Annotated in this window: 29 protein-coding genes; 15 read left to right on the top strand and 14 right to left on the bottom strand. The window is 70.5% G+C overall.

The window, feature by feature from the left end; genetic code table 11:
- Positions 1 to 18 precede the first annotated feature (18 nt).
- On the bottom strand, positions 19 to 1,371 hold the full coding sequence (locus BLP38_RS02060; RefSeq protein WP_091352168.1) for a PIG-L family deacetylase: 1,353 nt from the start codon (positions 1,369 to 1,371) through the stop codon (positions 19 to 21).
- Positions 1,365 to 2,333, bottom strand: coding sequence for an acyl-CoA/acyl-ACP dehydrogenase (locus BLP38_RS02055; protein ID WP_091352166.1), 969 nt, complete (start codon positions 2,331 to 2,333; stop codon positions 1,365 to 1,367). Before BLP38_RS02055 ends, BLP38_RS02060 begins: the two co-directional genes overlap by 7 nt.
- A 330-nt stretch (positions 2,334 to 2,663) precedes the next feature.
- Here BLP38_RS02055 and BLP38_RS02050 point away from each other — a divergent pair, with 330 nt between their 5' ends.
- The 7 genes from BLP38_RS02050 to BLP38_RS02020 all read left to right on the top strand — a co-directional run bounded on the left by BLP38_RS02050 (position 2,664) and on the right by BLP38_RS02020 (position 5,336).
- On the top strand, positions 2,664 to 2,990 hold the full coding sequence (locus BLP38_RS02050) for a DUF7882 family protein (RefSeq protein WP_091352164.1): 327 nt from the start codon (positions 2,664 to 2,666) through the stop codon (positions 2,988 to 2,990).
- Positions 2,991 to 3,056: 66 nt separating this feature from the next.
- Positions 3,057 to 3,335: a hypothetical protein gene (locus BLP38_RS02045; protein WP_091352162.1), complete on the top strand. Its 279-nt coding sequence runs from the start codon at positions 3,057 to 3,059 to the stop codon at positions 3,333 to 3,335.
- A 116-nt stretch (positions 3,336 to 3,451) separates the two neighbouring features.
- Complete coding sequence (locus BLP38_RS02040; RefSeq protein WP_091352160.1) at positions 3,452 to 3,862, top strand: phage holin family protein; 411 nt, start codon at positions 3,452 to 3,454, stop codon at positions 3,860 to 3,862.
- Positions 3,849 to 4,232 (top strand): DUF3618 domain-containing protein, encoded by a 384-nt coding sequence (locus BLP38_RS14195; protein WP_133398330.1) that lies wholly within the window; start codon positions 3,849 to 3,851, stop codon positions 4,230 to 4,232. Before BLP38_RS02040 ends, BLP38_RS14195 begins: the two co-directional genes overlap by 14 nt.
- 107 nt (positions 4,233 to 4,339) lie before the next feature.
- On the top strand, positions 4,340 to 4,567 hold the full coding sequence (locus BLP38_RS02030) for a DUF4235 domain-containing protein (RefSeq protein WP_231916547.1): 228 nt from the start codon (positions 4,340 to 4,342) through the stop codon (positions 4,565 to 4,567).
- Between the two features lie 77 nt (positions 4,568 to 4,644).
- A complete protein-coding gene (locus tag BLP38_RS02025; protein WP_091352158.1) occupies positions 4,645 to 5,049 on the top strand; it encodes a VOC family protein in 405 nt (134 codons plus the stop codon).
- Entirely contained in the window at positions 5,046 to 5,336 is a 291-nt protein-coding gene (locus BLP38_RS02020) for a winged helix-turn-helix transcriptional regulator (RefSeq protein ID WP_091352156.1), read from the top strand. Before BLP38_RS02025 ends, BLP38_RS02020 begins: the two co-directional genes overlap by 4 nt.
- A 3-nt stretch (positions 5,337 to 5,339) precedes the next feature.
- Here BLP38_RS02020 and moaA read toward each other — a convergent pair whose 3' ends face one another.
- The 6 genes from moaA to BLP38_RS01990 all read right to left on the bottom strand — a co-directional run bounded on the left by moaA (position 5,340) and on the right by BLP38_RS01990 (position 10,019).
- A complete protein-coding gene (moaA, locus tag BLP38_RS02015) occupies positions 5,340 to 6,443 on the bottom strand; it encodes a GTP 3',8-cyclase MoaA (RefSeq protein ID WP_091352154.1) in 1,104 nt (367 codons plus the stop codon).
- 103 nt (positions 6,444 to 6,546) lie between these two features.
- Positions 6,547 to 7,023 (bottom strand): SRPBCC family protein, encoded by a 477-nt coding sequence (locus tag BLP38_RS02010; protein WP_091352152.1) that lies wholly within the window; start codon positions 7,021 to 7,023, stop codon positions 6,547 to 6,549.
- Between the two features lie 39 nt (positions 7,024 to 7,062).
- Positions 7,063 to 8,094, bottom strand: coding sequence for an ABC transporter ATP-binding protein (locus BLP38_RS02005; RefSeq protein WP_091352150.1), 1,032 nt, complete (start codon positions 8,092 to 8,094; stop codon positions 7,063 to 7,065).
- Positions 8,091 to 8,873 (bottom strand): molybdate ABC transporter permease subunit, encoded by a 783-nt coding sequence (locus tag BLP38_RS02000; protein WP_091352148.1) that lies wholly within the window; start codon positions 8,871 to 8,873, stop codon positions 8,091 to 8,093. The genes BLP38_RS02005 and BLP38_RS02000 overlap by 4 nt, the downstream gene beginning before the upstream one ends.
- Positions 8,870 to 9,625, bottom strand: coding sequence for a molybdate ABC transporter substrate-binding protein (modA, locus tag BLP38_RS01995; RefSeq protein WP_091352146.1), 756 nt, complete (start codon positions 9,623 to 9,625; stop codon positions 8,870 to 8,872). Before modA ends, BLP38_RS02000 begins: the two co-directional genes overlap by 4 nt.
- Position 9,626: 1 nt before the next feature.
- Positions 9,627 to 10,019, bottom strand: coding sequence for a TOBE domain-containing protein (locus BLP38_RS01990; RefSeq protein WP_091352144.1), 393 nt, complete (start codon positions 10,017 to 10,019; stop codon positions 9,627 to 9,629).
- A gap of 115 nt (positions 10,020 to 10,134) precedes the next feature.
- Here BLP38_RS01990 and BLP38_RS01985 point away from each other — a divergent pair, with 115 nt between their 5' ends.
- From BLP38_RS01985 to BLP38_RS01970, 4 genes are read left to right on the top strand one after another with little or no spacing between them, the layout of a single operon-like run.
- The gene (locus tag BLP38_RS01985; protein WP_091352142.1) at positions 10,135 to 10,917 is read left to right on the top strand and encodes a HesA/MoeB/ThiF family protein; all 783 of its coding nucleotides are present in this window, start codon (positions 10,135 to 10,137) and stop codon (positions 10,915 to 10,917) included.
- Entirely contained in the window at positions 10,914 to 12,143 is a 1,230-nt protein-coding gene (locus tag BLP38_RS01980) for a molybdopterin molybdotransferase MoeA (RefSeq protein WP_091352139.1), read from the top strand. Before BLP38_RS01985 ends, BLP38_RS01980 begins: the two co-directional genes overlap by 4 nt.
- The gene (moaC, locus tag BLP38_RS01975) at positions 12,143 to 12,628 is read left to right on the top strand and encodes a cyclic pyranopterin monophosphate synthase MoaC (RefSeq protein ID WP_091352136.1); all 486 of its coding nucleotides are present in this window, start codon (positions 12,143 to 12,145) and stop codon (positions 12,626 to 12,628) included. The genes BLP38_RS01980 and moaC overlap by 1 nt, the downstream gene beginning before the upstream one ends.
- The gene (locus BLP38_RS01970; RefSeq protein ID WP_091352134.1) at positions 12,625 to 12,858 is read left to right on the top strand and encodes a MoaD/ThiS family protein; all 234 of its coding nucleotides are present in this window, start codon (positions 12,625 to 12,627) and stop codon (positions 12,856 to 12,858) included. Before moaC ends, BLP38_RS01970 begins: the two co-directional genes overlap by 4 nt.
- A 3-nt stretch (positions 12,859 to 12,861) precedes the next feature.
- Here the strand turns inward: BLP38_RS01970 and BLP38_RS01965 are convergent, their stop codons facing one another.
- From BLP38_RS01965 to BLP38_RS01950, 4 genes are all read right to left on the bottom strand, one after another.
- Complete coding sequence (locus BLP38_RS01965) at positions 12,862 to 13,290, bottom strand: molybdenum cofactor biosynthesis protein MoaE (RefSeq protein ID WP_091352132.1); 429 nt, start codon at positions 13,288 to 13,290, stop codon at positions 12,862 to 12,864.
- Positions 13,287 to 13,775 carry a MogA/MoaB family molybdenum cofactor biosynthesis protein gene (locus tag BLP38_RS01960; protein ID WP_091352130.1) on the bottom strand — a complete coding sequence of 163 codons (489 nt, stop codon included), beginning with the start codon at positions 13,773 to 13,775 and terminating at the stop codon, positions 13,287 to 13,289. The genes BLP38_RS01965 and BLP38_RS01960 overlap by 4 nt, the downstream gene beginning before the upstream one ends.
- Positions 13,776 to 13,798: 23 nt before the next feature.
- A complete protein-coding gene (locus BLP38_RS01955; protein WP_091352127.1) occupies positions 13,799 to 15,358 on the bottom strand; it encodes a molybdopterin-dependent oxidoreductase in 1,560 nt (519 codons plus the stop codon).
- Between the two features lie 145 nt (positions 15,359 to 15,503).
- Positions 15,504 to 16,331, bottom strand: a complete 828-nt coding sequence (locus BLP38_RS01950) for a MerR family transcriptional regulator (RefSeq protein WP_231916546.1) — start codon at positions 16,329 to 16,331, stop codon at positions 15,504 to 15,506.
- A 191-nt stretch (positions 16,332 to 16,522) separates the two neighbouring features.
- Between BLP38_RS01950 and BLP38_RS01945 the strand changes: the two genes are divergently transcribed.
- Positions 16,523 to 17,512 carry an endonuclease/exonuclease/phosphatase family protein gene (locus BLP38_RS01945; RefSeq protein WP_091352122.1) on the top strand — a complete coding sequence of 330 codons (990 nt, stop codon included), beginning with the start codon at positions 16,523 to 16,525 and terminating at the stop codon, positions 17,510 to 17,512.
- Between the two features lie 27 nt (positions 17,513 to 17,539).
- Positions 17,540 to 18,394, top strand: a complete 855-nt coding sequence (locus BLP38_RS01940) for a PhzF family phenazine biosynthesis protein (protein ID WP_091352120.1) — start codon at positions 17,540 to 17,542, stop codon at positions 18,392 to 18,394.
- On the opposite strand, the gene BLP38_RS01935 is transcribed toward BLP38_RS01940, so the two are convergent.
- Positions 18,391 to 19,323, bottom strand: a complete 933-nt coding sequence (locus tag BLP38_RS01935; protein WP_091352118.1) for an alpha/beta fold hydrolase — start codon at positions 19,321 to 19,323, stop codon at positions 18,391 to 18,393. The two genes, BLP38_RS01940 and BLP38_RS01935, sit on opposite strands and share 4 nt — an antisense overlap.
- An 86-nt stretch (positions 19,324 to 19,409) precedes the next feature.
- Here BLP38_RS01935 and BLP38_RS01930 point away from each other — a divergent pair, with 86 nt between their 5' ends.
- Positions 19,410 to 20,465 (top strand): hypothetical protein, encoded by a 1,056-nt coding sequence (locus tag BLP38_RS01930; RefSeq protein ID WP_231916545.1) that lies wholly within the window; start codon positions 19,410 to 19,412, stop codon positions 20,463 to 20,465.
- A gap of 88 nt (positions 20,466 to 20,553) precedes the next feature.
- Positions 20,554 to 21,573: an ATP-binding protein gene (locus BLP38_RS01925; RefSeq protein ID WP_091352114.1), complete on the top strand. Its 1,020-nt coding sequence runs from the start codon at positions 20,554 to 20,556 to the stop codon at positions 21,571 to 21,573.
- Here the strand turns inward: BLP38_RS01925 and BLP38_RS01920 are convergent.
- Entirely contained in the window at positions 21,570 to 22,079 is a 510-nt protein-coding gene (locus BLP38_RS01920; protein WP_091352113.1) for a hypothetical protein, read from the bottom strand. The genes BLP38_RS01925 and BLP38_RS01920 overlap by 4 nt on opposite strands.
- Positions 22,080 to 22,088: the final 9 nt, after the last annotated feature.

The following is a 22,088-nucleotide window of genomic DNA, read 5'->3' as shown; positions in this document are numbered from 1 at the left end:
AAGGGACGCCTCTAGCCGTCATGCGACGAGCCCCGTCTCGGCAGCGACCGATCGGGCACCCGTGAGCCCGTAGACCTCGAGTACGAAGTCCTCCTCCTCGTGCAGCACCAGGCGGGTGAGCCCCTCGGCCGCGCGAAGCGCCGCGTGGACGTCGTCACCGGACTGCGGATATTCCGTGACGGGATGCCGCCAATGGCAGGCGATGAGGTGGCCACCGGCATCCATTGCTCGTCGGATTCGGTCGATGGCGGTGGTCAGGTCTGCGGCATCCCAGTAATAGCCGACCTCCGACAGGACGACGAGGTCGAACGTGCCGGCGGGCCACTCCCCCGGCAGTGCGAGGCGTTCGAGACGCACACCCTCTCGATCGCCGAGGCGACGACGTGCGATCTCGAGGGGAGCGTCCGCGATGTCGATCGCGAGCACCGCGTCGCACCGGTCGGCGAGCGACTCGGTGAGAACACCGGTGGAGCACCCGAGCTCGAGGGCGGACGAATACCGCGCACGAGGCAGGCTCGCCAGGGCGATGCTGCGTTTGCGCTCCTCGTACCAGCGGGTCTCGAAACCCCACGGGTCGTCGCCGTTGCGGCGGTAGAAGTCCTCGAAGAATGTCTCCGCCAGACTGCGCCCGGCGGGGCGGACGAAGACCTCGAACGGCCGGTCGAAGTGCGCCTGCATCCCCTCGTGGAGCATCACCTCGTCGCCCGGTGCGTCGGACAGCGGCTCGACCTGGCTGCGGTGGCGACGCAGGGCGCGCCGCTTCGCATCGACGGTTGCGTCGTCGATCGCAAGGACCTCGATCTCGGCCCACGGCACATCGTCGGACGTGCCCCAGTGCCACAGCCAGATCGGGTACCACCGGCACGGGATGCCCCGCTCGGCGCACACTTCGGCCGTCACCTCGCCGACCACCCGATGATCGCGATGGCCGTCGCCCGTCCATGGCGCGACGACGAAGCACGAGCCGGCGCCGGCGACGATCTCGCGGAGCGCCGTCGAGATGCGGGCGCGATGACCGTCGGTCCCGCCGTCGGGGATGCCGAGGAACCGCAGCTCGATCGACGGCGCCAGCTGCGCGAGCGCGTCGGCCGCCTCGCGGCGGCGCAGCGCGCCGAGCTCGACGGGTGTCGCGGACGGCGAGTCGGGATGCGATCCCTCCCCGTCGGTGACGACGAGCACCGTCACCCTCGCCCCGCGGCGGGCGGCGACCGTCATCAGACCTGCCGTTCCCAGGGTCTCGTCATCGGGGTGCGCCGCCACGACGACGAGGTGGTCGACGTCGACGTCGAGGCCCGCCGGGTTCCGCCCGGCGAAGGCCTCGGCCCAGACCTCTTCGCCCGTCCCGGGATCGAGGTGGCTGAAGCTCACCATGCGCCGCGCCCCTGACTGAGGTCGGCGCCGATCCGAGCCAAGTCCCGCTCCCCGTGGTGCTGGCGGAGGTAGATCTCGAGATCCGCGACCCGACGCGCGTGCGCGTCGTCGGCGACCAGCGGCAACGGTCCGAGCGCACGGGCCGACTCCGCGAGAGTGGTTTCGACGGCACCCGCGACGATGGCTCGCACGCGTGCGGCCAGGATGCCGGGCTCGGGAACGCGGTCGGATGCGGCGGGCGCAGCATCCATCTCGTGCGCAGCCGACTGCAGCGCGAGTCGCGCCGTCCACAGAGCCGTGTCCACGCGACCGAGATGCAGACGCGACAGCTGGTCGGCACCGTCGCCCTGCGCCGCCGCGAGGAGCGCTGCGCGGAGGGGGATCGCGCCGCCCCACCAGCACGCGGCCACCCCGACACCGCCGGCCGCGAAACCCGGCCGCCGGAGGTACCAGCCGGGCTCTCCGACCGGCACGGCCGGCGCCGCCGCGAAGTCCACCGGGGCGCTGACGACCTGGCGCAGCCCGCGCGCATGCCACGGCCCGTCGTGAGAGCGGACCTCGGGCCGCTGCAGCGCCACGGCGAAGAGGCGGCGCTCGTCGCCGACCCATGCGGTGACGAGCGCGTGGGTCAGGTGCTGCGCGAGCGAGCACCACGGCTTGGTGCCCGTCAGCATCCAACCGGAGCCACCCCGATGCGCATCGAGACGCACGCCTGCACCTTCGGCGGCGAACACGCCCCACGACGAGCCGGGATCGGCACCGATGGCTGCGAGGTCGGGCCCGACGTCGGCGCGTCGCGCCTGTTCGAGGATGTCGAGCGCGTCGAGGTGCGGCTCGAGGATGCGGGCGGCCGCGACATCCCGCTCCGCGGCCGCCGCCAGGAACGACCAGTCGTCGGCAAGGGAACGGGCGTCGTCGCGCGCGATGCCGACGCCGACCGCCCACGCGAGCGTGGTGGACACGTCGGTTCCGAACCCTGGGAGTTCGTCGGCCTCGGTGAGTGCGGACTGTTGCGCGCGCGGGAGCGGGTGATCACCGAAGGCAGACGAGGGCGATGGGTGTGCGGCGCGGGGACTCACACGTGCGAGTCTGAGGCCGGGCGGCGACAAACGGCAGAGGCTTGCCATGGCGTCGGCCTCTTCGCTAGCGCTCGGACGCGGCGGTCGGCGGCCGAGGCAACTGCTGCGCCGACAAGCGCCTCATGGTGGTCCCGAGATGACTCCGTACTCGGCGTAGTCTCAGGATCGGGTCGAACAGACGCGCGATCCACATCCTCGAGAAAGCAGCACGACATGGGGCATCTGATCTACGGTGTCGCACCCGCCATCAATATCGAAGACCGGACACTGCACCACCTCCGTGCCGTGATCGTGACCAAACTCCGTCGCGACGAGAGCTTCGTCTTCACGTGGGACGACGAGCCGACCACCACCGGCGACGACTCGTCCACGGAAGGCGGCCAGTACGGCAGCGTCTGGATCTCGAAGGCCTCGTCGCTGTACTTCAAATTCGACGCCCCTCTAGGAGGCGCGCTGAACGCGGAGTGGCTGCAGCTCCTCGCGGACTCTGCGCAGAGCGTGACTGGGCTCCGTCCGCTGCCGGAACCCTCGCACCCCTGATCCGCCGTTCCGGAACCGGTCTGTCAAGGGGACTGGTCGTGAGCGCTGGGAGCGTACGCTCACCGAATGACCGCACGTTCGCCCGGGGAGAAGACGATCGTCGCCATCGACGATGATCGCTTCGAATTGGATGCCGACGCGTCGGTTCCCGAGCTTCGCGATGCGATCGAGCGTGCGGTTGCGTCTGGGGGAACGTTCGTGGACATCGAGGTCGCCCACGGCAACTCCGTCGCGGTCCTGGTTACTCCACGCACACGCGTGATCATCAGCGTGATCCACGAGATCGCCCCCGAGCCCGAGCCGATCTCGTATTCCAGCGGCTTGCACATCATCGACGACATCTGATCAGACCGTTGCGGGTCGAGAGCCATCACACCGCCGTCGTCAGAAGTCAAGCCTGTCGTGCGGATCGACGACGGCCCTGAGCCTGAGGCTCCCCCATCTGATGAGAGGAGCCCGTCGTGACTCAGGCCAAGCCATCATTCGAACCATCGACCGCAGAGTTGATCTCCCGCCTGTCGGAGCAGACGTCCCGCCTCGTGCGGGACGAGATGCGTCTCGCCCGAGCGGAGTTCTCGTCGACGGCGAAGCAGGGCGGGCTCGGCGTGGGGCTGCTCGGCGCAGGCGGCGTGCTCGCGTGGTTCGGCGTCGGCGCGCTCATCGCGACCGCGATCATCGCGCTGTCGCTGGTCCTCCCTGCGTGGGCCGCAGCGCTGATCGTCACCGCCCTACTGTTCATCGTCGCCGGCATCCTCGCGCTCATCGGCAAGAAGAAGGTGTCAGCCCTGTCGCCCATGCCGGAGCTGACCGTCCGCAACGTGAAACAGGACATCGCCGAAGTGAAGGAGCGCACCCACCATGACCACCCCTGACATCCCCGCGCGCGACGTGCCCCTCTCCTCCGCCCCCGCCAACAGGCCGGAACCCGCGGACGACGCGTCGGTCGCCGAGATCGAAGCCGACATCGCGCAGACCCGAACCGAGCTCGGCGACACGGTGGAGCAGCTCGCAGGCAAGCTCGACGTGAAGGCGCGGGCGAAGCAGCAGGTCGAGACCGTGAAGACGAACGTGGCCGCGCAGATCGGCGACGCCCGCGACCACGCGGCCGACTACGTCCACCAGGCGACGGATGCCCTCACGGACGACGCGGGCAAGCCGAACCGCAACGGCTGGATCGCCCTCGCCCTCGCGGTCGTGGCGATCGGTGCCGTCATCACCGCCGTCGCACGCCGCGGCCGCTGACACACATCTCGGAAGGACCCCGCATGTCGAAGAAGACGTCGAAGTCAGAGAAGAAGTCGAGCACGTAGGCGAAGATCCTGTACCGCCCGATCGGGCTGATCAGCGGCATGGTGAGCGGAGCTCTCGCCGGTGTGATCTTCAAGCACCTCTGGAAGCGCGCGAGCCCGACCCACCGCGACGACAGCCCGAAGGCCCTGGAGTCCGAGTTCGGCCTCGGCGAGGTGCTGATCGCGGCCGCCCTGCAGGGCGCCTTGTTCGCGCTGGTGAAGGCGCTGGTCGACCGCGGCGGCGCCCGGGCGTTCGAGCGCGCGACCGGAGAGTGGCCCGGCGACTGACCCCGGGTGTAGGTCAGCCGCCAGGTGCCGCGCGGGCATCTATTGACGCTGTACTTGCATTTTGCAAGTATCGTGACATGAGCCTGTTCATCACCTGCCCGGTCGCCGACGTCGCCCGGGCTACCGCTTTCTACAGCGCCATCGGCTGGACCCTCAACGCCGAGATGTCCGACGACAACGTCTCGTGCTTCGCCATCGCCCCCGACCAGTACGTCATGCTCGGAAGCCGCGAGATGTACGCGAGCGTCGGCGGCAGCGAGGAACTCATCGGCGGCCCCGATACTCCGTCGAAAGTCACGGTTTCGTTCGACATGAACAGCCGCGAAGAGGTCGACGCGCTTCTCGAGCGGGCGAAGGCCGCGGGGGCGCGGATCGGCGACACCGATGACTACCCCTTCATGTACCAGCGGCAGTTCGACGACCTCGACGGCTACCACTACTCCCCGTTCTGGATGAAGCCGGACGCCGACCAGACCTCGTGACCGACCTCGCCGCAGCCCTCGACGTCGTCGGGGCACGCTGGGCTCTGCTCATCGTGGAGCAGCTGCTCGAGGGTCCGCAGCGGTACGGCGACCTTCAGCGCCATCTCGGGGTCCCGACGAACATGCTGGCGACGCGACTCAGAGAGCTGGAGGCAGCTGGCGTCTTGCGGAGACTCCCCCTGAAGCACAACACCCGGGCGTACGTCCTCACCGACCGCGGACTGGAGCTCGCTGACGCGATCACGGCGCTCGGTCGCTGGGGCGTCGGCCTGGCCGGCGCCGAGTGACCGTCAGCCCCCGATGGCGTTCATCCCTCGCGCGGGCTGCAGGAACGACGGGTCGTTGATCGCGTGGCCGGGGAGCTTTCCCAGCACGCACGCGTGGAGCGTCTCGGCGATGACGCGCTGACGATCCTCGCGTGTGGCGGCCACCGGCATCCCACGCACAGCGCTCGTGACGTCGTACTCCGTCAGCGAGAAGAGGCAGTTGCGGAACTGACCGTCGGCGGTCAGGCGCAGTCGGTCGCACGCTCCGCAGAAGGGTGCCGTCACCGACGCGATGACGCCGACCTCGTGCGGGCCCCCGTCGATCCGCCACTTCTCAGCGGGCGCGCCACCTCGGCCCGGCACCGGCTCGAGCGACCACCGCTCCGACAGCGCCTTGAGGATCTCCTCGCGGGTCACCATCGCACTGCGGTCCCAGGTGTGCCCGGAGTCCAGCGGCATCTGCTCGATGAACCTCAGCTGGGCGCCGACCTCCATCGCGAAGGCGACGAGGTCGGCGAGCTGGTCGTCGTTCACGCCGCGCATCGCGACGGCGTTCAGCTTCAGAGGCTTCAGGTCGGATGCTGCGGCTGCCGCGATCCCCTCCAGCACGTCGTCGAGCCGGTCGCGGCGCGTGAGCGCGGCGAACCGCTCGCGATCGATCGTGTCGATGCTGATGTTCAGCCGTGTCAGCCCCGCGGCGATCAGGTCGGGCAGCACCTCGGCGAGCCGGATGCCGTTCGTCGTCATCGCGACCTCGACCGGCCCCTCGGGTCCGGAGATCGCGGCGACGCGACGGACCACGTCGACGATGTCGGCGCGGAGCAGAGGCTCGCCGCCGGTGAGCCGGAAGGTGCGGATGCCGAGGCTCGCAGCGACCTCAGCGATCTCGACGATCTCATCCGTGGTCAGAATGCTCGTGCGCGCGAGCCATTCGTTGCCCTGCTCGGGCATGCAATACGTGCAACGCAGCGAGCACCGGTCGGTGAGTGAGATCCGCAGGTCGCGGTGGACGCGTCCGTGGGTGTCGACGAGGCCGACGGCGGGATCGGGAAGGCCGGCCGATCCGGAGGGGATCTGCGGCGCGCGCCCTAGCGAAATCGGGATTGCGGTCACCGCTGCGTCCCCCATCGCCGTCTCATCTTCCGAGCCTAATCGGTGGGGGTGGCTAAGAGGGCTGGTCAAGGGCTCGAATGTGCGTGTGCCATCGACCGTGCCCGGAGAGACGAACCGATCACCGCACCGCCGCGAGCACCACCGGGTCCTCGCACCCCCTCGCGAAGCCCTGGATGCGCCGATCCATGTCGCGCTTCAGCACGATCGCACCGATCCGCTCGGCGAGCGGAGCAAGCCATTTCGGGCGACACGCGAAGTTGTACCGCCAGACGGCGAGGGTGCTGCTCGGGTCGTCCGCGACGGGCGTGAACTTCCACCCGCCGGCGAGACGCTCGAAGAACCACGACCCCTTCGTCATCTTCATGCCGACGTTCGACGGAGGGTTGAACGAGACGTACTCGCTCTCCATCCGGAAGCCGAAGCGCTGCACGGTGAAGGTCCGCACGCCCTTCCCCGGAACGTCCGCGCCGCCCAGGAAGTACTGACGCCGGATGAAGGGGTCCCAGCGCTTGCGTGTCTCGCCCGTGGTCTGCGAGACCGCGAACGCGACCTCCACCTCGACCGGCACGACGCAGCGGGACTCGATGACGGGCATGGACCCATGGTGACAGGCCCGACGCCAGCGCCGCGCACCTCAGCCCAGCGGCACGAACCGCACTCGCGATGGTTCGACGTGCAGCCACACCGTGTCGCCCGGCGCCCACTGGGCACCCGTTTCGGCGACATCGACCACGCCCGCCGTGGTGCGCACCCGAACCCCGGCGAGTGTCGGTTCGACGCGCACCACGTCCGCCGCCCACGCGTTGACGCCGGCCCCGTCCACGATCCGCACGTCACCCGGCCGGAACACGGCGGCGAGCGCGACGCCCTCGACCCCGGCATCCGCTCCCATCAGCACGCGGCCCGCGGCATCGGTCCACCCGCCGCGCGCCGAGACCCCCGGCATCCGATTCATGTCGGCAACCGATGCGACGAACGCGGATGCCGGGGCTCCCAACACCTGCCGCACGGGACCGCTCTGCACCACGGCGCCCGCCTCGATCACGAACAACCTCTCGGCCAGCGCCACCGCGTCGCCGGCGTCGTGCGTCACGGCGACCGTCGTCACCCCCGCGAGCTGCTCCCGCAGCATCCCCCGGATCTCGGACGCCGTCACGGGATCGAGCGCGACCAACGGCTCGTCGAGCAGCACCACCTGCGGCGAGGCTGCCAGCGCCCGGCCGATCGCGACGCGCTGCTGCTCTCCCCCCGACAGCTCGCGCGGCATGCGCGACCCCAGCCCGCCCAGGCCGACCCGGTCGAGCCACGCATCGGCATCGGCGCGCGCCCGGGCGACAGGTGTGCCGGCGGCGCGCGGCCCGAAGGCGACGTTTTCGCGCGCGCTCAGATGCGGGAACAGCCGCGGGTCCTGACCGAGCAGCACGACGCCGCGGTGCATCGGCGGCGTGTGCACCCGGGGTGCGGCCATGCGCTCCACGGTCCGCCCGGCGACAGCGACCTCGCCGCCGTCCAGCGGGACGAGACCGGCGAGCGCGTCGAGCAGTGTCGACTTGCCGGCTCCGCTCGGACCCATGATCGCGACGGTCTCCCCCGCGGCGGCGTCGAACACGACGTCCACGCGGAAGCGCGGCCGGTCGACGACGACGTGCGCCTGCAGCCCGCTCATCGCGCCGCCCCCGGCCGCCAGCCGCGCACCAGCATCAGGACGAGCACCGCGGTCGCCAGCAGCAGGAGCGCGAGGGCGACCGCGGTCCCCTGGGTTACGCCCGCCCCGTTGAACGCCGTGTAGATCGCGAGCGGCATCGTCTGCGTGACACCGGGGCGGTTGCCTGCGAACAGGGCAGTCGCACCGAACTCACCGATCGCGCGGGCGAAGCACAGCACGACACCCGCGACGATGCCGGGTGCCGCAAGCGGCAGCGTGATGCGCCGGAGGATCGTCCACCGACCGGCTCCCAACGCGGCGGCGGTCCGCTCGAAGTCCACCCCGGTCGAGCGCACCGCGCCCTCGACGGCGAGCACGAGGAACGGCAGCGCCACGAACGTCTGCGCCACGATGACCGCCGGCGTGGTGAACGACAGACCCCACCCGCCGAGCCACCCCTGACGACCGAACAGGTACAGCAACGCGATCCCGCCGACCATCGGCGGCAGGACGAGCGGAACGGTCACCGCCGCACGCAGCACCGCCGCGAGCCGCGGACCCGACCGCGCGATCAGCAGGGCCAACGGCACACCGATCACGATGCATGCCACGGTGGCCGCCGCGCCGGTACCGAATGACAGCCCGAGTGCCTCGAGCGCCGCGGGCGAGGTCACGTCGACGACGAACGTCGACCAGTCCACCCGCGCGATGAGAGCCAGCAACGGCAGGATGAGAAAGGCAAGACCGACGAAGGCGGGGAACGCGAGGCTTCGAGGGACATATCCCCGCGCGGAGCTCACGGCGCCCCGAAGCCGTGGTCTGCGAGGATCTTCTGCCCGGCCTCGGAACGCACGAACGTGACGAACGCGGCAGCCGCGTCGGGGTTCGCGGCATCCTTCAGCGCGGCGATCGGATACCTGTTGACGACCTCATCAGCGCCCTCGGGAACGACCGCCTCGACGTCGCTGCGCCCGACGACATCGGTCGCGTAGACGAGGCCCGCATCGGCTTCACCGGCCGCGACCTTCGTCAGCACCGCCGTGACGTTCTGCTCGAGGCTCGCGGCGTCGACGGCCACACCCGCCGCGCTCAGCAGCGTCGCGGATGCCGCGCCGCACGGCACCTCGGGCGCGCACAGCACCGTGACGACATCCGCCAGGTCGGCCAGCGCCGAGACCTTCTTCGGGTTGCCTGCCGGGACGGCGATCACGAGTGTGTTCGAGGCGAAGACTGCGGGGTCGAGGGCGAACTCCGCCACCTTCGCCATCGTGGCCTCATCGGCCGACGCGAACACGTCCGCCGGTGCCCCCTCGGCGATCTGCGTCGCCAGGGTCGACGACCCGTCGTAGACCGGACTGATCTCCACCCCGGGATGCTGCGCCGTGAACGCTTCGTCGATCTCGTCGAACGAGCCCTTGAGGGATGCCGCGGCATACACCGTCAGCGAACCGCCGAGCTGGTCGCCGGAGGTCGACGGCGCAGCCGCCGCGCATCCGGTGAGAAGGAGCGCGAGCGCGCCGAGGGCGAGCGGCCGGACCAGGGAACGACGCATGTCACTCCCCCGCCAGCTCGACGACGACGTTGGTGGCCTTGACCGAGGCCCTCGCGAGAGTACCCACCTCGAGCTCCAGCTCGCGCACCGCCTCGGCCGACAGGAGCGAGACGACGCGGTGCGGGCCGGACTGGATGTCGACCTGGGCCATGACGCCGTCGACCTGCACGCGCGTCACGATCCCGACGAAGCTGTTGCGGGCGCTGGAGCGGTGCTCGTATCCGTCGCCCGGGTCGTTCGCCATCGAGACGGCGAACTCGGCGAGCGCCTCGCCGGGGATCTCGGCGGGCATGGCATCGGTCACCGGGAGCAGTCCCTGGTCGATCCAACGCCGCACCGAATCGTCGCTCACGCCGAGGAGGCGGGCGGCTCGCGCCACACGGTAGGTCGTCATGGAAATGATCATGCCGCATGCGCGGGCCGTGTGGGCCGGAATGATCCGCATCTGCGGATTCGATGCAGTGAGCGAATCCGATCCCGCGGCATCCTCACCGCCGTAAACTCGGGACATGCGCCCCCTGGTCGATCCCGTGTCCGAGTTGGATCCCGACGAGCGCCGGCGGACCGCGCGGCACACGGTGCTCAAGGGCATCGGCGACGAGGGGCAGCGGCGGCTCGCGAACACGCGCGTCGCCGTCGTCGGCGCCGGGGGCATCGGGTCTCCTGCGATCCTCGCCCTGGCTGCGGCGGGCGTCGGGGCCATCACCGTGATCGACGACGACACCGTCGAGCTCCACAACCTGCAGCGTCAGATCGCGCACCGCATCGAGGACATCGGCGTCCACAAGACCGAGAGCACCGTGCGCGCCGTCGCGGCCCTGTCGCCCGTCACCGTCGTCACCCCGGTCACGGCGCGCCTCGACGACGACAACGCGCAGGAGTTCTTCGCGGGTGCCGACATCGTGATCGACACGAGCGACTCGTTCGCCACTCGTCGCGCGGTCGCGGCCGCCACCGAGGCGCTCGGGCTCCCCCTCGTGTGGGGAGCGGTCCGCGAGTGGCACGCGCAGATCACGGTCTTCTGGTCGCAGCCGTCCGCGGGCGACCCGGTCGTGCTCAACGACCTCTTCGCGGTCGGCACCGAGGGCGACCCGCCCACCTGCGCACAGGTCGGCGTGCTCGGCGCCCTCTGCGTGCAGGTCGGCGGCATCCTCGCCACCGAAGTCGCGAAGCTCGCGATCGGCGTCGGCACCCCCTTGCTCGGTCGCATGCTCATCCTCGACGCGCTCTCGAGCCGCCAGCACGAGATCTCGCTGCGGTCGGCCGCAACGGCTGCGGCGGCGAGCGCATGAGCGGGCTTCGCAGCGTCGAGGAACAGCTCGCCCGGGTCCTCGCCGCCGTCCGCACCCTCCCCACGGACGTCGTCCCGGTCGGGCGATCCGCCGGCCGCACGCTTGCGGCACCGGCCGTCGCGGCGCACGACATCCCTCTCTTCGACAACTCCGCGATGGACGGCTTCGCCGTGCGCGCCGCGGACGTGGCGGCGGCCGGGCCGGGGCTTCCCGTTTCCCTGCGGGTGGTGGCCGATCTTCCCGCGGGAGTGTCGGACGACCCCGCGCTCTCGGCGGGTGAGGCCGCCCGGATCATGACGGGGTCGCCCACGCCCACCGATGCGGATGCGATCGTGCCGTTCGAGAACACCGCGGGCGGGCTCGCCGACTCGCTCGACGTCGTCGAGGTGCTCGAGGCTCCCGCCGCGGGCGCGTTCATCCGCCGTCGAGGCGCGGACCTGCGCGCCGGGGACGTCGTCATCGCCGCCGGCGAGCGGATGGGACCGTTCCAGGTCGCCGCCGCCGTCGCCGCCGGGGTCGACAAGGTGACAGTGGTCCGCCCGCCGCGGGTCGCGGTCGTCTCGACCGGCAGCGAGCTGACGGGACCGGGCGAGCCCGTGCGCCGCGGACTCATCCCCGATTCGAACGGACCGCTCCTCGCTCAGCTCGTCCCCGGGGCCGATGCCGAGATCGTGATGGTCGCCCGCGTCGCGGACGATGGCGACGCCGTCGCGCAGGCCACCGCCGACGCGCGGGCCGCAGGTGCCGACGTCATCATCTTCACCGGCGGCGTGAGCGCCGGGGCCTACGAACCCGTGCGCGCCGCGTTCGACGGGCACGGCGAGGTCGAGTTCGCGAAGGTGTCGATGCAGCCCGGCAAGCCGCAGGCTTTCGGGACGGTGGGAGACGGATGCCTCGTCTTCGGCCTTCCCGGCAACCCGGTCAGCGTCGCCGTGTCGTTCGAGGTGTTCGTGCGCCCCGCGCTCCTCGCGCTGCAGGGACGGTCGGTCATCCACCGAGCGCACATGACCATGGCGGCGGCGGAGCCCTGGACCACGCCGCCCGGACGGCGGCAGTACCTCCCGGCCGTGGTCGACCTCGCGGCACGGACCGTGCGCCCCGCGACGGCGGGAGGCTCGGGCTCGCACCTGGCCGGCGGGCTCGCACAGGCATCCGCCTTCGCGATCGTCCCCGCCGAGGTCGCGAGCGTCGCCGCGGGCGACGCTGTGGATGTCATGCTGGTCTGATGAGCTTCCCCCACCTCGATTCGGCCGGCAGGGCGCACATGGTCGACGTCACGGCGAAGGCCCCCACGGTCCGCACCGCCACCGCGCGCGGCTTCGTCCGGTGCAGCCCCGAGGTCGTCACCGCCCTCCGCGACGGCACCGCGCCGAAGGGCGACGTGCTGGCGGTCGCGCGCATCGCCGGCATCCAGGCGGCGAAGTCGACGGCGACGCTCCTGCCACTCGCCCATGTCATCGGTGTGCACCGCGCCTCGGTCGAACTCGACATCACCGACGAGGGCGTCGAGATCGAGGCCACCGTCGGCACCGCCGACCGCACCGGCGTCGAGATGGAGGCGATCACCGCCGTATCCGTCACCGCGCTCGCGGTCGTCGACATGATCAAAGGCCTCGACCGGGCCGTGGTGATCGAGAACGTCCGCATCGTCGCGAAGTCCGGCGGACGCTCGGGCGACTGGGTACGTCCCGGCGAGGAGCAGCCGTCATGACGCTCGTCCGTTATTTCGCCGCTGCCGCCGAGGCTGCCGGGACCGAGAGCGAGGAGCGCGAGGAGGCGACCCTCGCCGAGCTCCGCACGGCGATCCTCGACGAGCACCCACAGCTGTGGTTCGTGCTGCCCGACTGCGCGGTGCTGGTCGACGGCGTGCGGACGGACGGGGACGCCCCGGTCGCGGATGCGCGCATGATCGACGTGTTGCCGCCCTTCGCCGGCGGCTGAGGCTCAGCCGCCGATGCCCTTCCACGCCGTCGTGCCGTCGACCTCGAGCTGACGCTTCCAGACGGGCAGATCGGTCTTGATCGTCTCGATGACGGCGCGGCAGACCTCGAATGCCTCGGCCCGGTGCTCGGACGCGACGGCGATGACGACCGCGGCGTCACCGACGGCGAGGTTTCCGACGCGGTGGCTGACCGCGACGACGGCGCCCGAGGCGCCCGCCGCCTCGGCGGCGATACGGTGCAGGGTCGACTCGGCGTCGGGGTGAGCGCTGTACTCCAGCCCGATGACGGTGGTCGCGGCATCCGGATCGTTGTCGCGCACCCGACCGACGAACGTCGTCACGGCGCCGTACTTCGGATCCTCGACAGCACGCAGGTGCGCGTCGAGGTCGAGGGCGGTCTCTTCGAGCCGGGCGATCCGAACGATGTTCACGAGTGGTCTCCGCCTCTCACCTGGTCGACCACGTGTGTGGCGACCGACACGATCACAGGGATGCCGGAGCTCACCGCGCGCGGCGATCCCGGCAGGTTGACGACCAGGGCCCCCTCGGGGTCGACGACACCCGCGACGCCGCGGGAGATCACCGACAGCGGGGTGTCGGTGAGGCCGACGCGCCGGAGCTCCTCGGCGATGCCCGGGAGCGACCGGGTCACGACGCGCTCGGTGCCCTCGGGCGTCTGATCACGGGGGCCGACGCCGGTGCCGCCGGTCGTCACGATGAGCCGCGCGCCGGTGGCGAGAGCGCGTCGCAGGGCGGCCTCCACCGAGTCCGCACCGTCGGGGACGACCTCGAGCCCGGCGATCTCGATACCCGCGGCCTCGAGAAGCTGCACTGCCAGCGGGCCGCCGCGGTCCTCGCGCTCGCCCGAGGCGGAGCGGTCGGACACCGTGATCACGACAGCGCGGAGAGACGTCACGTGCTCACCCTAGGCCGTGTGGGTCACGACACGGTGACGAGCGAACGCTGCCATCCCGACGAGCCGTTCGGGGCGATCGCGGCACGCTCCTCGATCTGCATGTCGCCGTTCTTGTTGATCGCGCGGACCGCCACGTAGTGCGTGCCGGGCTCGGCATCCCATTCGAGGACCCACTGCACCCAGGTGTCCTCGTTGATGGGGGTGGACAGCTTGGCCGGCATCCACTCGCCGTTGTCGATGCTGACCTCGACGCGTTCGATGCCGACGGTCTGCGCCCAGGCGACGCCTGCGATCGGAACCTTGCCGGCTTTCACAGGGCTGCCGCTCTTCGGGGTGTCGACGCGCGACGAGAACTTGATGGGCGCTTCGGCGCTGTAGCCGCGCGGGGTCCAGTACGCCTCGTCCTCCGCGAACGTCGTGATCTTGAGCTCCGTGACCCACTTCGTCGCGGAGACGTAGCCGTAGAGACCGGGGATAACCATGCGGACGGGGAAGCCGTGCTCGGGAGGGAGCGGCTCGCCGTTCATCGCGACGGCGAGGATCGCGTCGAGGTTCTCGTCGGTGCCGGCCGAGAGCGGCGTGCTCGCGGTGTATCCGTCGACGCTGCGGGACAGGATCATGTCGGCGCCCGCCTTCGGGCCCGCCATCTTGAGGACCTCTCGGAGCGGCACGCCCTGCCAGATCGCGTTGCCGACGAGGTTGCCGCCGACCTCGTTCGAGACGCAGGTGAGCGTGATGGCGTACTCGTCGAGCCCCATGTCGAGGAGGTCCTGGAACGACAGCTCGACGCGCGTGTCGACCATGCCGTCGATGACGAGGCGCCAGGTCGACGGGTCGACGTTCGGCACCGTGAGCGCCGTGTCGACGCGGTAGAAATCAGCGTTCGGAGTGATGAGCGGGCTGATCCCCTCGACGTCGAGCTCGGCGCCCGAGGGAATCGTCACGGTGGATTTCGGGGCAGGCAGCTTGAGCGCGCGACGGATCGCGTCTGCGGATGCGGTGGCGGCGCTGACGGTACGGGCGGCGATGCCGACGATGACGGCGGATGCGCCGGCGATACCGGTCATCAGCAGGAAGCGTCGGCGGTCGAGACCGTCCTCGCGCGCCTCCCCGTCTGACGTGTGCGCGTCGCGCCAGGCCCGCAGCCGCCGGCCGAGGAGGAAGAGGATCGCGGCCCCGCCCAGCGTTCCGAGGAGGGGAGGCAGGAAGGCGAGCGGGGTCGCCTCGGCACGGGTGACGATCGCCGCGCCCGACAGGATGCCGGCGACGAAGAGTGCGACGACGCCGAGCGGGGGTCGGATGTATTCGAGGATTCCGGCGATCGCCGACGCGATGACGACAGCGAGACCGAGCCCGGCGAGGAGAGCGATCTTGTCGTACTCACCGAACGTGCTGATCGCGAATTCCTTCAGCGGCCGCGGGACGATGTCGATGACGAACGCGCCGACGGCGAGGATCGGACTGGCCGTGCTCGCGAAGATCAGCGCGGCCAGCTCGGCTACCGCGAGGAAGACCGCGCCTCCGACCAGGCCCGAGACGGCTGCCCAGAAGAAGAACCGCTTGCCTGTGGTGTGAGTGCTCATGTCATCCCTTCAGGGTTTGTTCGTAGCGAACACCGAATCGGATGCACCTGGCTGCGGCGATGACATGCGTGACGGGCTTGCGCGTCTCACTCTGACGCATCGGGCGCGGGGAAACTCCCTCTTGCGGATGCGAAGCGGATGGCCATCACCCCGCGAACGGCCACGCCACCGTCAGCCGCAGTGGCTCGTCGTCGCGGGGTGAGTTGTGCCAGATCTCCCGCGGCGGGCCGATGGGGGCACGGCCCGCATCCGTGATCCAGGCGTACACCTCGTCGTAGAGCGCGAGGATCTCGGGGAAGTCCGTCTCGCGGCCCTCCGCGTGACGGAGCGCGACCTGGCCGCCGGTCATCCGGTAGCTGCGGACGTCCTCGGTGCCGTCGATCAGCCCGTCGACGGGTATGACGATCTCGAGCGGACCGTCGGAGTCATCGGTGACGGGCGCGTGGAAGACCCCGAACGCATCCCCTGTCACCTGCAGCCCCGCACCCGCGGCGATCTGCCGCAGGTGGTAGACCTCATCGTGGATCATCTGGTCCATCTCGTGGGGCGCCATGCGGCGCATCACGCTCAGGACGGGGCGGTCGCCTTCGATCGCGGTGTCGACAGCGGACATCAGGGTCTCCTTCGTGAGATGAAGCCGCGCTCGAGCGAGCACGACATGGTGAGCCTGCGTTCGACGATCCATCGCTGCTGTCGCCTCGTCGAGCAGGGCGACAGCGGCATCCGGATCTTCCTCGGAGAGGTCGACGATCGACGCGATCTGATCGAGCGAGAGGTCGGCCGACCGCAAGAGCGCGATCAGCCATCCCGTCGGCACCTGATCGGCCGAGTAGTAGCGGTATCCGGTCTCGGCATCCACCCGGCGCGGAGGGAGCAGCCCCCGCTCGGCGTAGATCCGGAGCGCCTTCGCCGACAGCAGGGTCGACGCGCCGAACCGTCCGGCAGTCATCCACTCGTCGTCTCGTGCAGTCACAGGTTCACCCTCAGCCCTGCCCCTGGGGCGAGGTCAAGCCCCCGCTCGAGACCGGGGCTCTCGAGGTTGTGGGCGCGCGCGCAGGAGCAGTCAGTCACGGTCGGAGCATGGCATACGTCCTCGCGGGGCGCACGGGTAGCGTGGGCCTGCGGCGAACTCGCCGGACCGGTACCGCGCGGGGGGCGTAGGACATGACGACAAACGAATGGCCTGCCCGCAGGGATCGGCTCACACCGTTCCTTCTCATCGGCGCGGCGGCCCTCGCGCTCGTCGCGGTCGTCTACCTCGCAGGCCGGGAGTTCGGCTTCCTCGCGCGGTGGTGGCTGTTCAGCGGGGCGCTCGCCTTCCCCGGCTTCGTGTTCGCCGGCATGCTCGCCGCATCCCTCATCCTGACCTTCCTCGCGCTACTCCTCCGGCGACGCCGGAAGGTCGCACTGTTCGGCACCGGTGTCGTGAGCGTCGGTCTGCTCGTCGTGCTCCTCGTGACGGCAGTCGCCATGCCCGCCACCGTCACCCCCGAGGCCGTCCCGGCTCGCCAGGACGGTCAGCTGCGAGTGCTGGGATGGAACGTCTTGCAAGGAGCGGAGGACGCGGCATCCCGCGCCGCTCTCATCGGCACACTCCAGCCCGACATCGTCGTGCTCAGCGAGCTCTATCAGGGCAACCTCCTCCGGGACGGTGATGTACCGGCGGGGTACGTGAGCTATGGCGTGCGCGGCATCGCGGTGACCGTGCTCGTCGCGGACGACCTGCCGCGCTACCGGGTCGTGGACGCGGACGAATCTGGCCGCACGTCCGGTTTCGTCCTCGCTCCCGAGGTCGACGGTGCTGCGCCGCGCATCGTCGCCGCGCACCTCGTCGCTCTCAGCTTCCGTGGCGATTCGTCGGGACGCGACTTCGGCCTCGACTGGATCTCGTCGCACTGCGGCTCCCCCGACACGATCGTCGCGGGCGACCTCAACGCCGTCCCCGCGAACATGCCCGGAAGACGACTCGGCTCGTGCCGCACCGTCGGCGCCTTCGCTCCGTCATGGCCCTCGATGGTTCCACCGTTGTTCGGCGCCGCGATCGATAACGTCCTCGCGACACCAGAGTGGGATGCCGCGCGGGTCGCCACACTCGATGTCGCCGGCATCGCGACGGACCACCGCCCCATCGTCGCCGACCTCGTCCGCCGCTGACCCTGCGGACGGGCATAGCCTCGAACGGTGCCCGACCTCGAGATCCTCCGATACGCCGCCTTCACCACGCACTCCGACGGCGGCAACCCCGCCGGCGTCGTGCTCGACGCGTCCGCCCTCGACGAGGCGTCGATGCAGGGCATCGCTGCGGACATCGACTTCTCCGAGACGGCGTTCGTCACAGGGACCGACAGCGACGGCGCCCTGACGATCCGCTACTTCTCCCCCATCGCCGAGGTGCCGTTCTGCGGTCACGCGACCGTCGCCACCGCCGTCGCTCTCGCCGATGCCGGCCGCGTGGGGGCGGGCGCGATCCGGTTCGCGACGCCGGTGGGTGCCGTCGAGATCCGGGTGAGCACGGATGCCGCGGGCACACGCGCCTCGTTCACGAGCGTCGAACCGTCGGTGTCGCCGATCACCGCAGACGATCTCACGGCGGTCCTCGACGAGATCGGGCTAGAGGCGTCGGACCTCGATGCGGATTTTCCACCGCGGATCGCGCACGCCGGCAACCCGCATCCGGTCCTCGTCATTGCCGACCGTGCGGCGTTGGACGGCTTCACGTTCGATGCGGCGCGCGTGCGCTCTCTCATGGACGACCGCGCATGGCCCGCGACGATTACGGTCGCCCACCGACTCGGCCGGGACCGCTTCGTCGCACGCAATCTCTTCCCCGTGGGGCGCATCACCGAGGATCCGGCCACCGGATCGGCCGCGGCGTCGTTCGGTGCGTACCTGCGGTCGCTCGGCGCGGTCGCACCGCCCGCGCAGATCGTCATCGAGCAGGGCGCGCACGTCGGCCGGGCCGGCGAGCTGACCGTCGACATCCCGGCATCGGGCGGCATCGTCGTCACCGGTCACGCGGTCCGCATCGACTCCTAGAGCCTCGCACGGCGCAGTAGCCGGAGGACCTCGGCCGGCTGCTCGACGGCTGCGAAGTGGCCGGCGTCCGGCAGCACCACCTCGTCGAAGCCATCGATCAGTGCCGCGAGCCCGGCACCGTCATCCGTGCCCACGAACACGTCGCGGGCACCGCGGACCGACCTCACCGAGCAGCGGATGCCGCGCCACGACGACTCGTCGTAGGCTGCGGCGGCACGGGACGCGGCGACGAAAGCCCGCGGCCGGATCTCGTCGGCGAGCGCGTGCACGACGGAGGGGTCGATCCGGCGGGACAGCGCGAAGAGGGGTGCGCTCAGGGGTCGCAGGAGACCGCCGCGGTCGAGGGTGCGGAGCAGCGGAGCGGACGCGTCGCCGAGACCGCGGAGGATGCGCATGGCCAGGAGCATCCCCGCGAAGGCGGGCAGCCCGAGCCCGCCTCGGAGCGGCCGTCGCACGGCGTCGAACACGGCCGGTCCCGACGGCGAGACGAGGAAGACGGAATCAGTCCTCTCGGGAGAACGGGCAGCCAGGTCGAGGGCCAACGCGCCGCCGAGCGAGTGACCGACGACATCCCATCGCTCGTATCCCAGGGCCATGACGACCTCGCGGATCGCCTCGCTGAAACGCCCGATGTCGATCCCGTCGGACGGGAAAGGGCTCTCGCCCCAGGCGGGCAGGTCGAGCGCGACGACGTTGCGCACCGGATCGTCGCATCGAGCAGCGGCTCGCAGCAGCGGGGTCCAGCTCGTCCACGATCCGGCGGCGCCGTGCAGCAGGACGGTCGCCACGGGGCTGGCGGCGACCCCCACGCGTGCGACGACCGTGCCGATGGTCGTCGGGATCTCGACCCGACGCAGGCCGAGGGCTGCGGCATCCGTCTCCAGTCGCGTCCGAGCGCGCGCGGATTCGGGTTGCCAGGTGATCGTCACGGAGGGTGTTCGTCGCCGACCGCGCATCGGATCGGGCGGCGCGCCGAGCTCAGGCGGACTGATCCACCGTGGGGCAGAATCACCACGTGAGCACCGATTCCCGCGCGCGGCGCGTCGCCGTGGGTCAGGACGCTGAGATCCTCGTCAGCATGACGCAGCCGGTCGCGGTGATCCGGGCCGCCGGCGAGGATGACCGGGTCGTCGCCTGGCCGGATCTGGACGTCGGCGACGTCGCGGTCGGTGTGACCGTGTACGCCGCTCCGGACGGTGCGTGGGTCGTGTACGCGTCCAGCGAGGACGATGAGGACGATGAGGGCGATCTGCATCGGCCGGTGACCGCCGTCCACGTCCGCTGGGTCGGCACGGTCGCCCAGGCACACGCGGACGGCAGCAGGTACGCCGTCGGGGCGACCCGCCACGGGCTCTGGCTGCGCGAGCGCCGCGACCCGGATCCCGACGACCGGGCAGCGTGGTCGACGGACACGGAGCTCATCGTGATCGCCGGCGGGACGCGCACGACGCGCACGATCGATCGACGCGTCCTCATCGTCGAGGACGCCGGCGATGCGCCGCGCATGGTCTTCTCGCCCGACGCGCCCGATGTGCGCGCGGAACACGGCGGAACCTCCTACCACTACCGGTACGCGACCGCTCTGCTGCCCACCGGTCCGCTCCCGGAACGACTCTTACCGATGAGCGATGCGGTACCGCTGTCCGAAGAGGAGTTCATGGACATCCTCCACTGGAGACAGCCCGACGAGGTCGTCGACACCACGCCGGACGTGCCCTGGCGGCGCATCCATGTGCCGATGGAGCGACGGGATGCCGCGATCACCGCGCTCGTCGACGAGTTCGGCGACCTCGCCCAGTACTGGCGGGGACCGGATGGGGAACGTCAACCGCTGACTCCGGGGCTGAGCGAGCCCCGCATCGACATCGTGGGGGAATGGCCCGACACCCGTGTCGAGGTGACGTTCCGGCATCCGCTTCTTCCCGGTGGCCTCCTGCGGCGCGCGCTCCGCGTCTTCGACGACGCGGGTCGCATCACCCCTCATCCGTATGCGTCGATCCACCTCATGGAGGATCTCGACACCCACGCCCCGCTGCCGCCGGCGAGCCCGGGCGAGGTCCGCGCCTTCTGACGGGCGTCAGGGCACACCGGAGCGCGGGGCGGGCCTCGGGAATGCTTCTATGCTGACGGATACGACTGACACCGACCGGCGGGGGACCATGAAGGTGCGAACAGACGCGATCGAGGCGTGGGAGCAGCACGTAGCCCTGTTCGCGATCGTGAAGCTGGACTCGAGCGGCTTCGTGCGGGGATGGAACGTCGGGGCCGAGGACCTGAAGGGCTACTCCGCCGACGAGATCATCGGACAGCACTTCTCGCTGTTCTACCGCGCCGTCGACCGCGAGAACCGGCTCCCCGACACGCTGCTCGACAGGGCGCGTTCGGATGGGAGCGTCGAGGATCACGGGTGGCGGGTGCGCAAGGACGGCTCGCAGTTCTGGGCTCACGTGACGATCACCGCGATCCACGACGACACGGGCGTCGGCGGGTTCGTGAAGATCGTGCGCGACATTACAGCGGAGAAGCAGGCCCAGGACGAGCAGGTGTCCCTGCAGCGCACCTTCGCCCACGACCTCATCTCCCCTGTCACTGCCCTCCGCGGCTACCTCGACCTACTCGAGGACGAGATCGGTACGGACAACCGCTACCTGCGGCTCGCCCTCGAGACCAGTGAGCACCTTGCGGCGATGGCGGGCGCTTTGATGGCAGATGCCGTCCGCGGGATGCGCGACGACGAGCGCACGTTCGACGTGTCGCTCGTGGTGCGCGGATCGGCGACCGTCGTCCTCCGCGCCGGCGCGGAGGAGCGCATCCACTTCGACCGACTGGACACGGCGACAGTGCGCGGCGACGTCCTCGCCCTGTGCCGCGCGTTCGCGAACGTCCTCGAGAACGCGGCCCGCTACTCCGACGAGGACATCCACGTCGAGGTCGTCCGCGGCGACGATACGGTCTCCGTGACGGTGCGGGATGCGGGCCGCGGCATCCACCCGGATGACATCGACACCATCACGGCGCCCGGCGAACGCGGACGTCTCGCCGAGCCCGAGGACGGCGGCACCGGGCTCGGGCTCGCGAGTGTGGCGACCGCCGTCGCCGAGCACCACGGGACGATCGAGATCGACAGCGCGATCGGCGTCGGGACGACGATCACCATCACCCTGCCGCTGGCGGGCTAGGGCCCGTCCTCGTCCTCCGCCCCACAGTCCGGGGCGAGCCGAAACTGGGCTGAACTTGTCGTCTCGTAGGGCCGTCCGTCGATCGAATACCGCGCTGTGTATCCCTCGGAGCGATGGATGTCGCCCCCGCCGACGGCCTCGACGACGAACAGCACGGTCATCTCCTCTCCGGGCGAGATTGCAGTCCCGGGGACGGTGATGCGCCGATCCCAGAATTCCGCCGCCGGCGGGAAGGCGTCCGCACCCAGGCTGACCTGGTTCTGAATCGGCACGAGGTAGATCTCGCGCAACGCGAGCCCCTTGGCGCCCTCCAGCTCGATGGACTCCATGACGACCGTGCCGGCTGCGGATGCCCGCGCCACGTCACCGAACGTCACCGGCTCATCGATTTCGGAGTTGCAGGACTCGTATCCCTCGCCCAGCGAAAGCGGCGGCCCACTCGCGCAGGCCGACAGACCGAGGACGAGCAGGAGCACCGCAGGAACGACGAGGCGACGGTGCGTCATGCGCCCACC

This window comes from Microbacterium sp. LKL04 (genome assembly GCF_900102005.1).
Taxonomy (GTDB): domain Bacteria; phylum Actinomycetota; class Actinomycetes; order Actinomycetales; family Microbacteriaceae; genus Microbacterium.
This window is presented reverse-complemented; position numbering and strand designations above follow the sequence as displayed.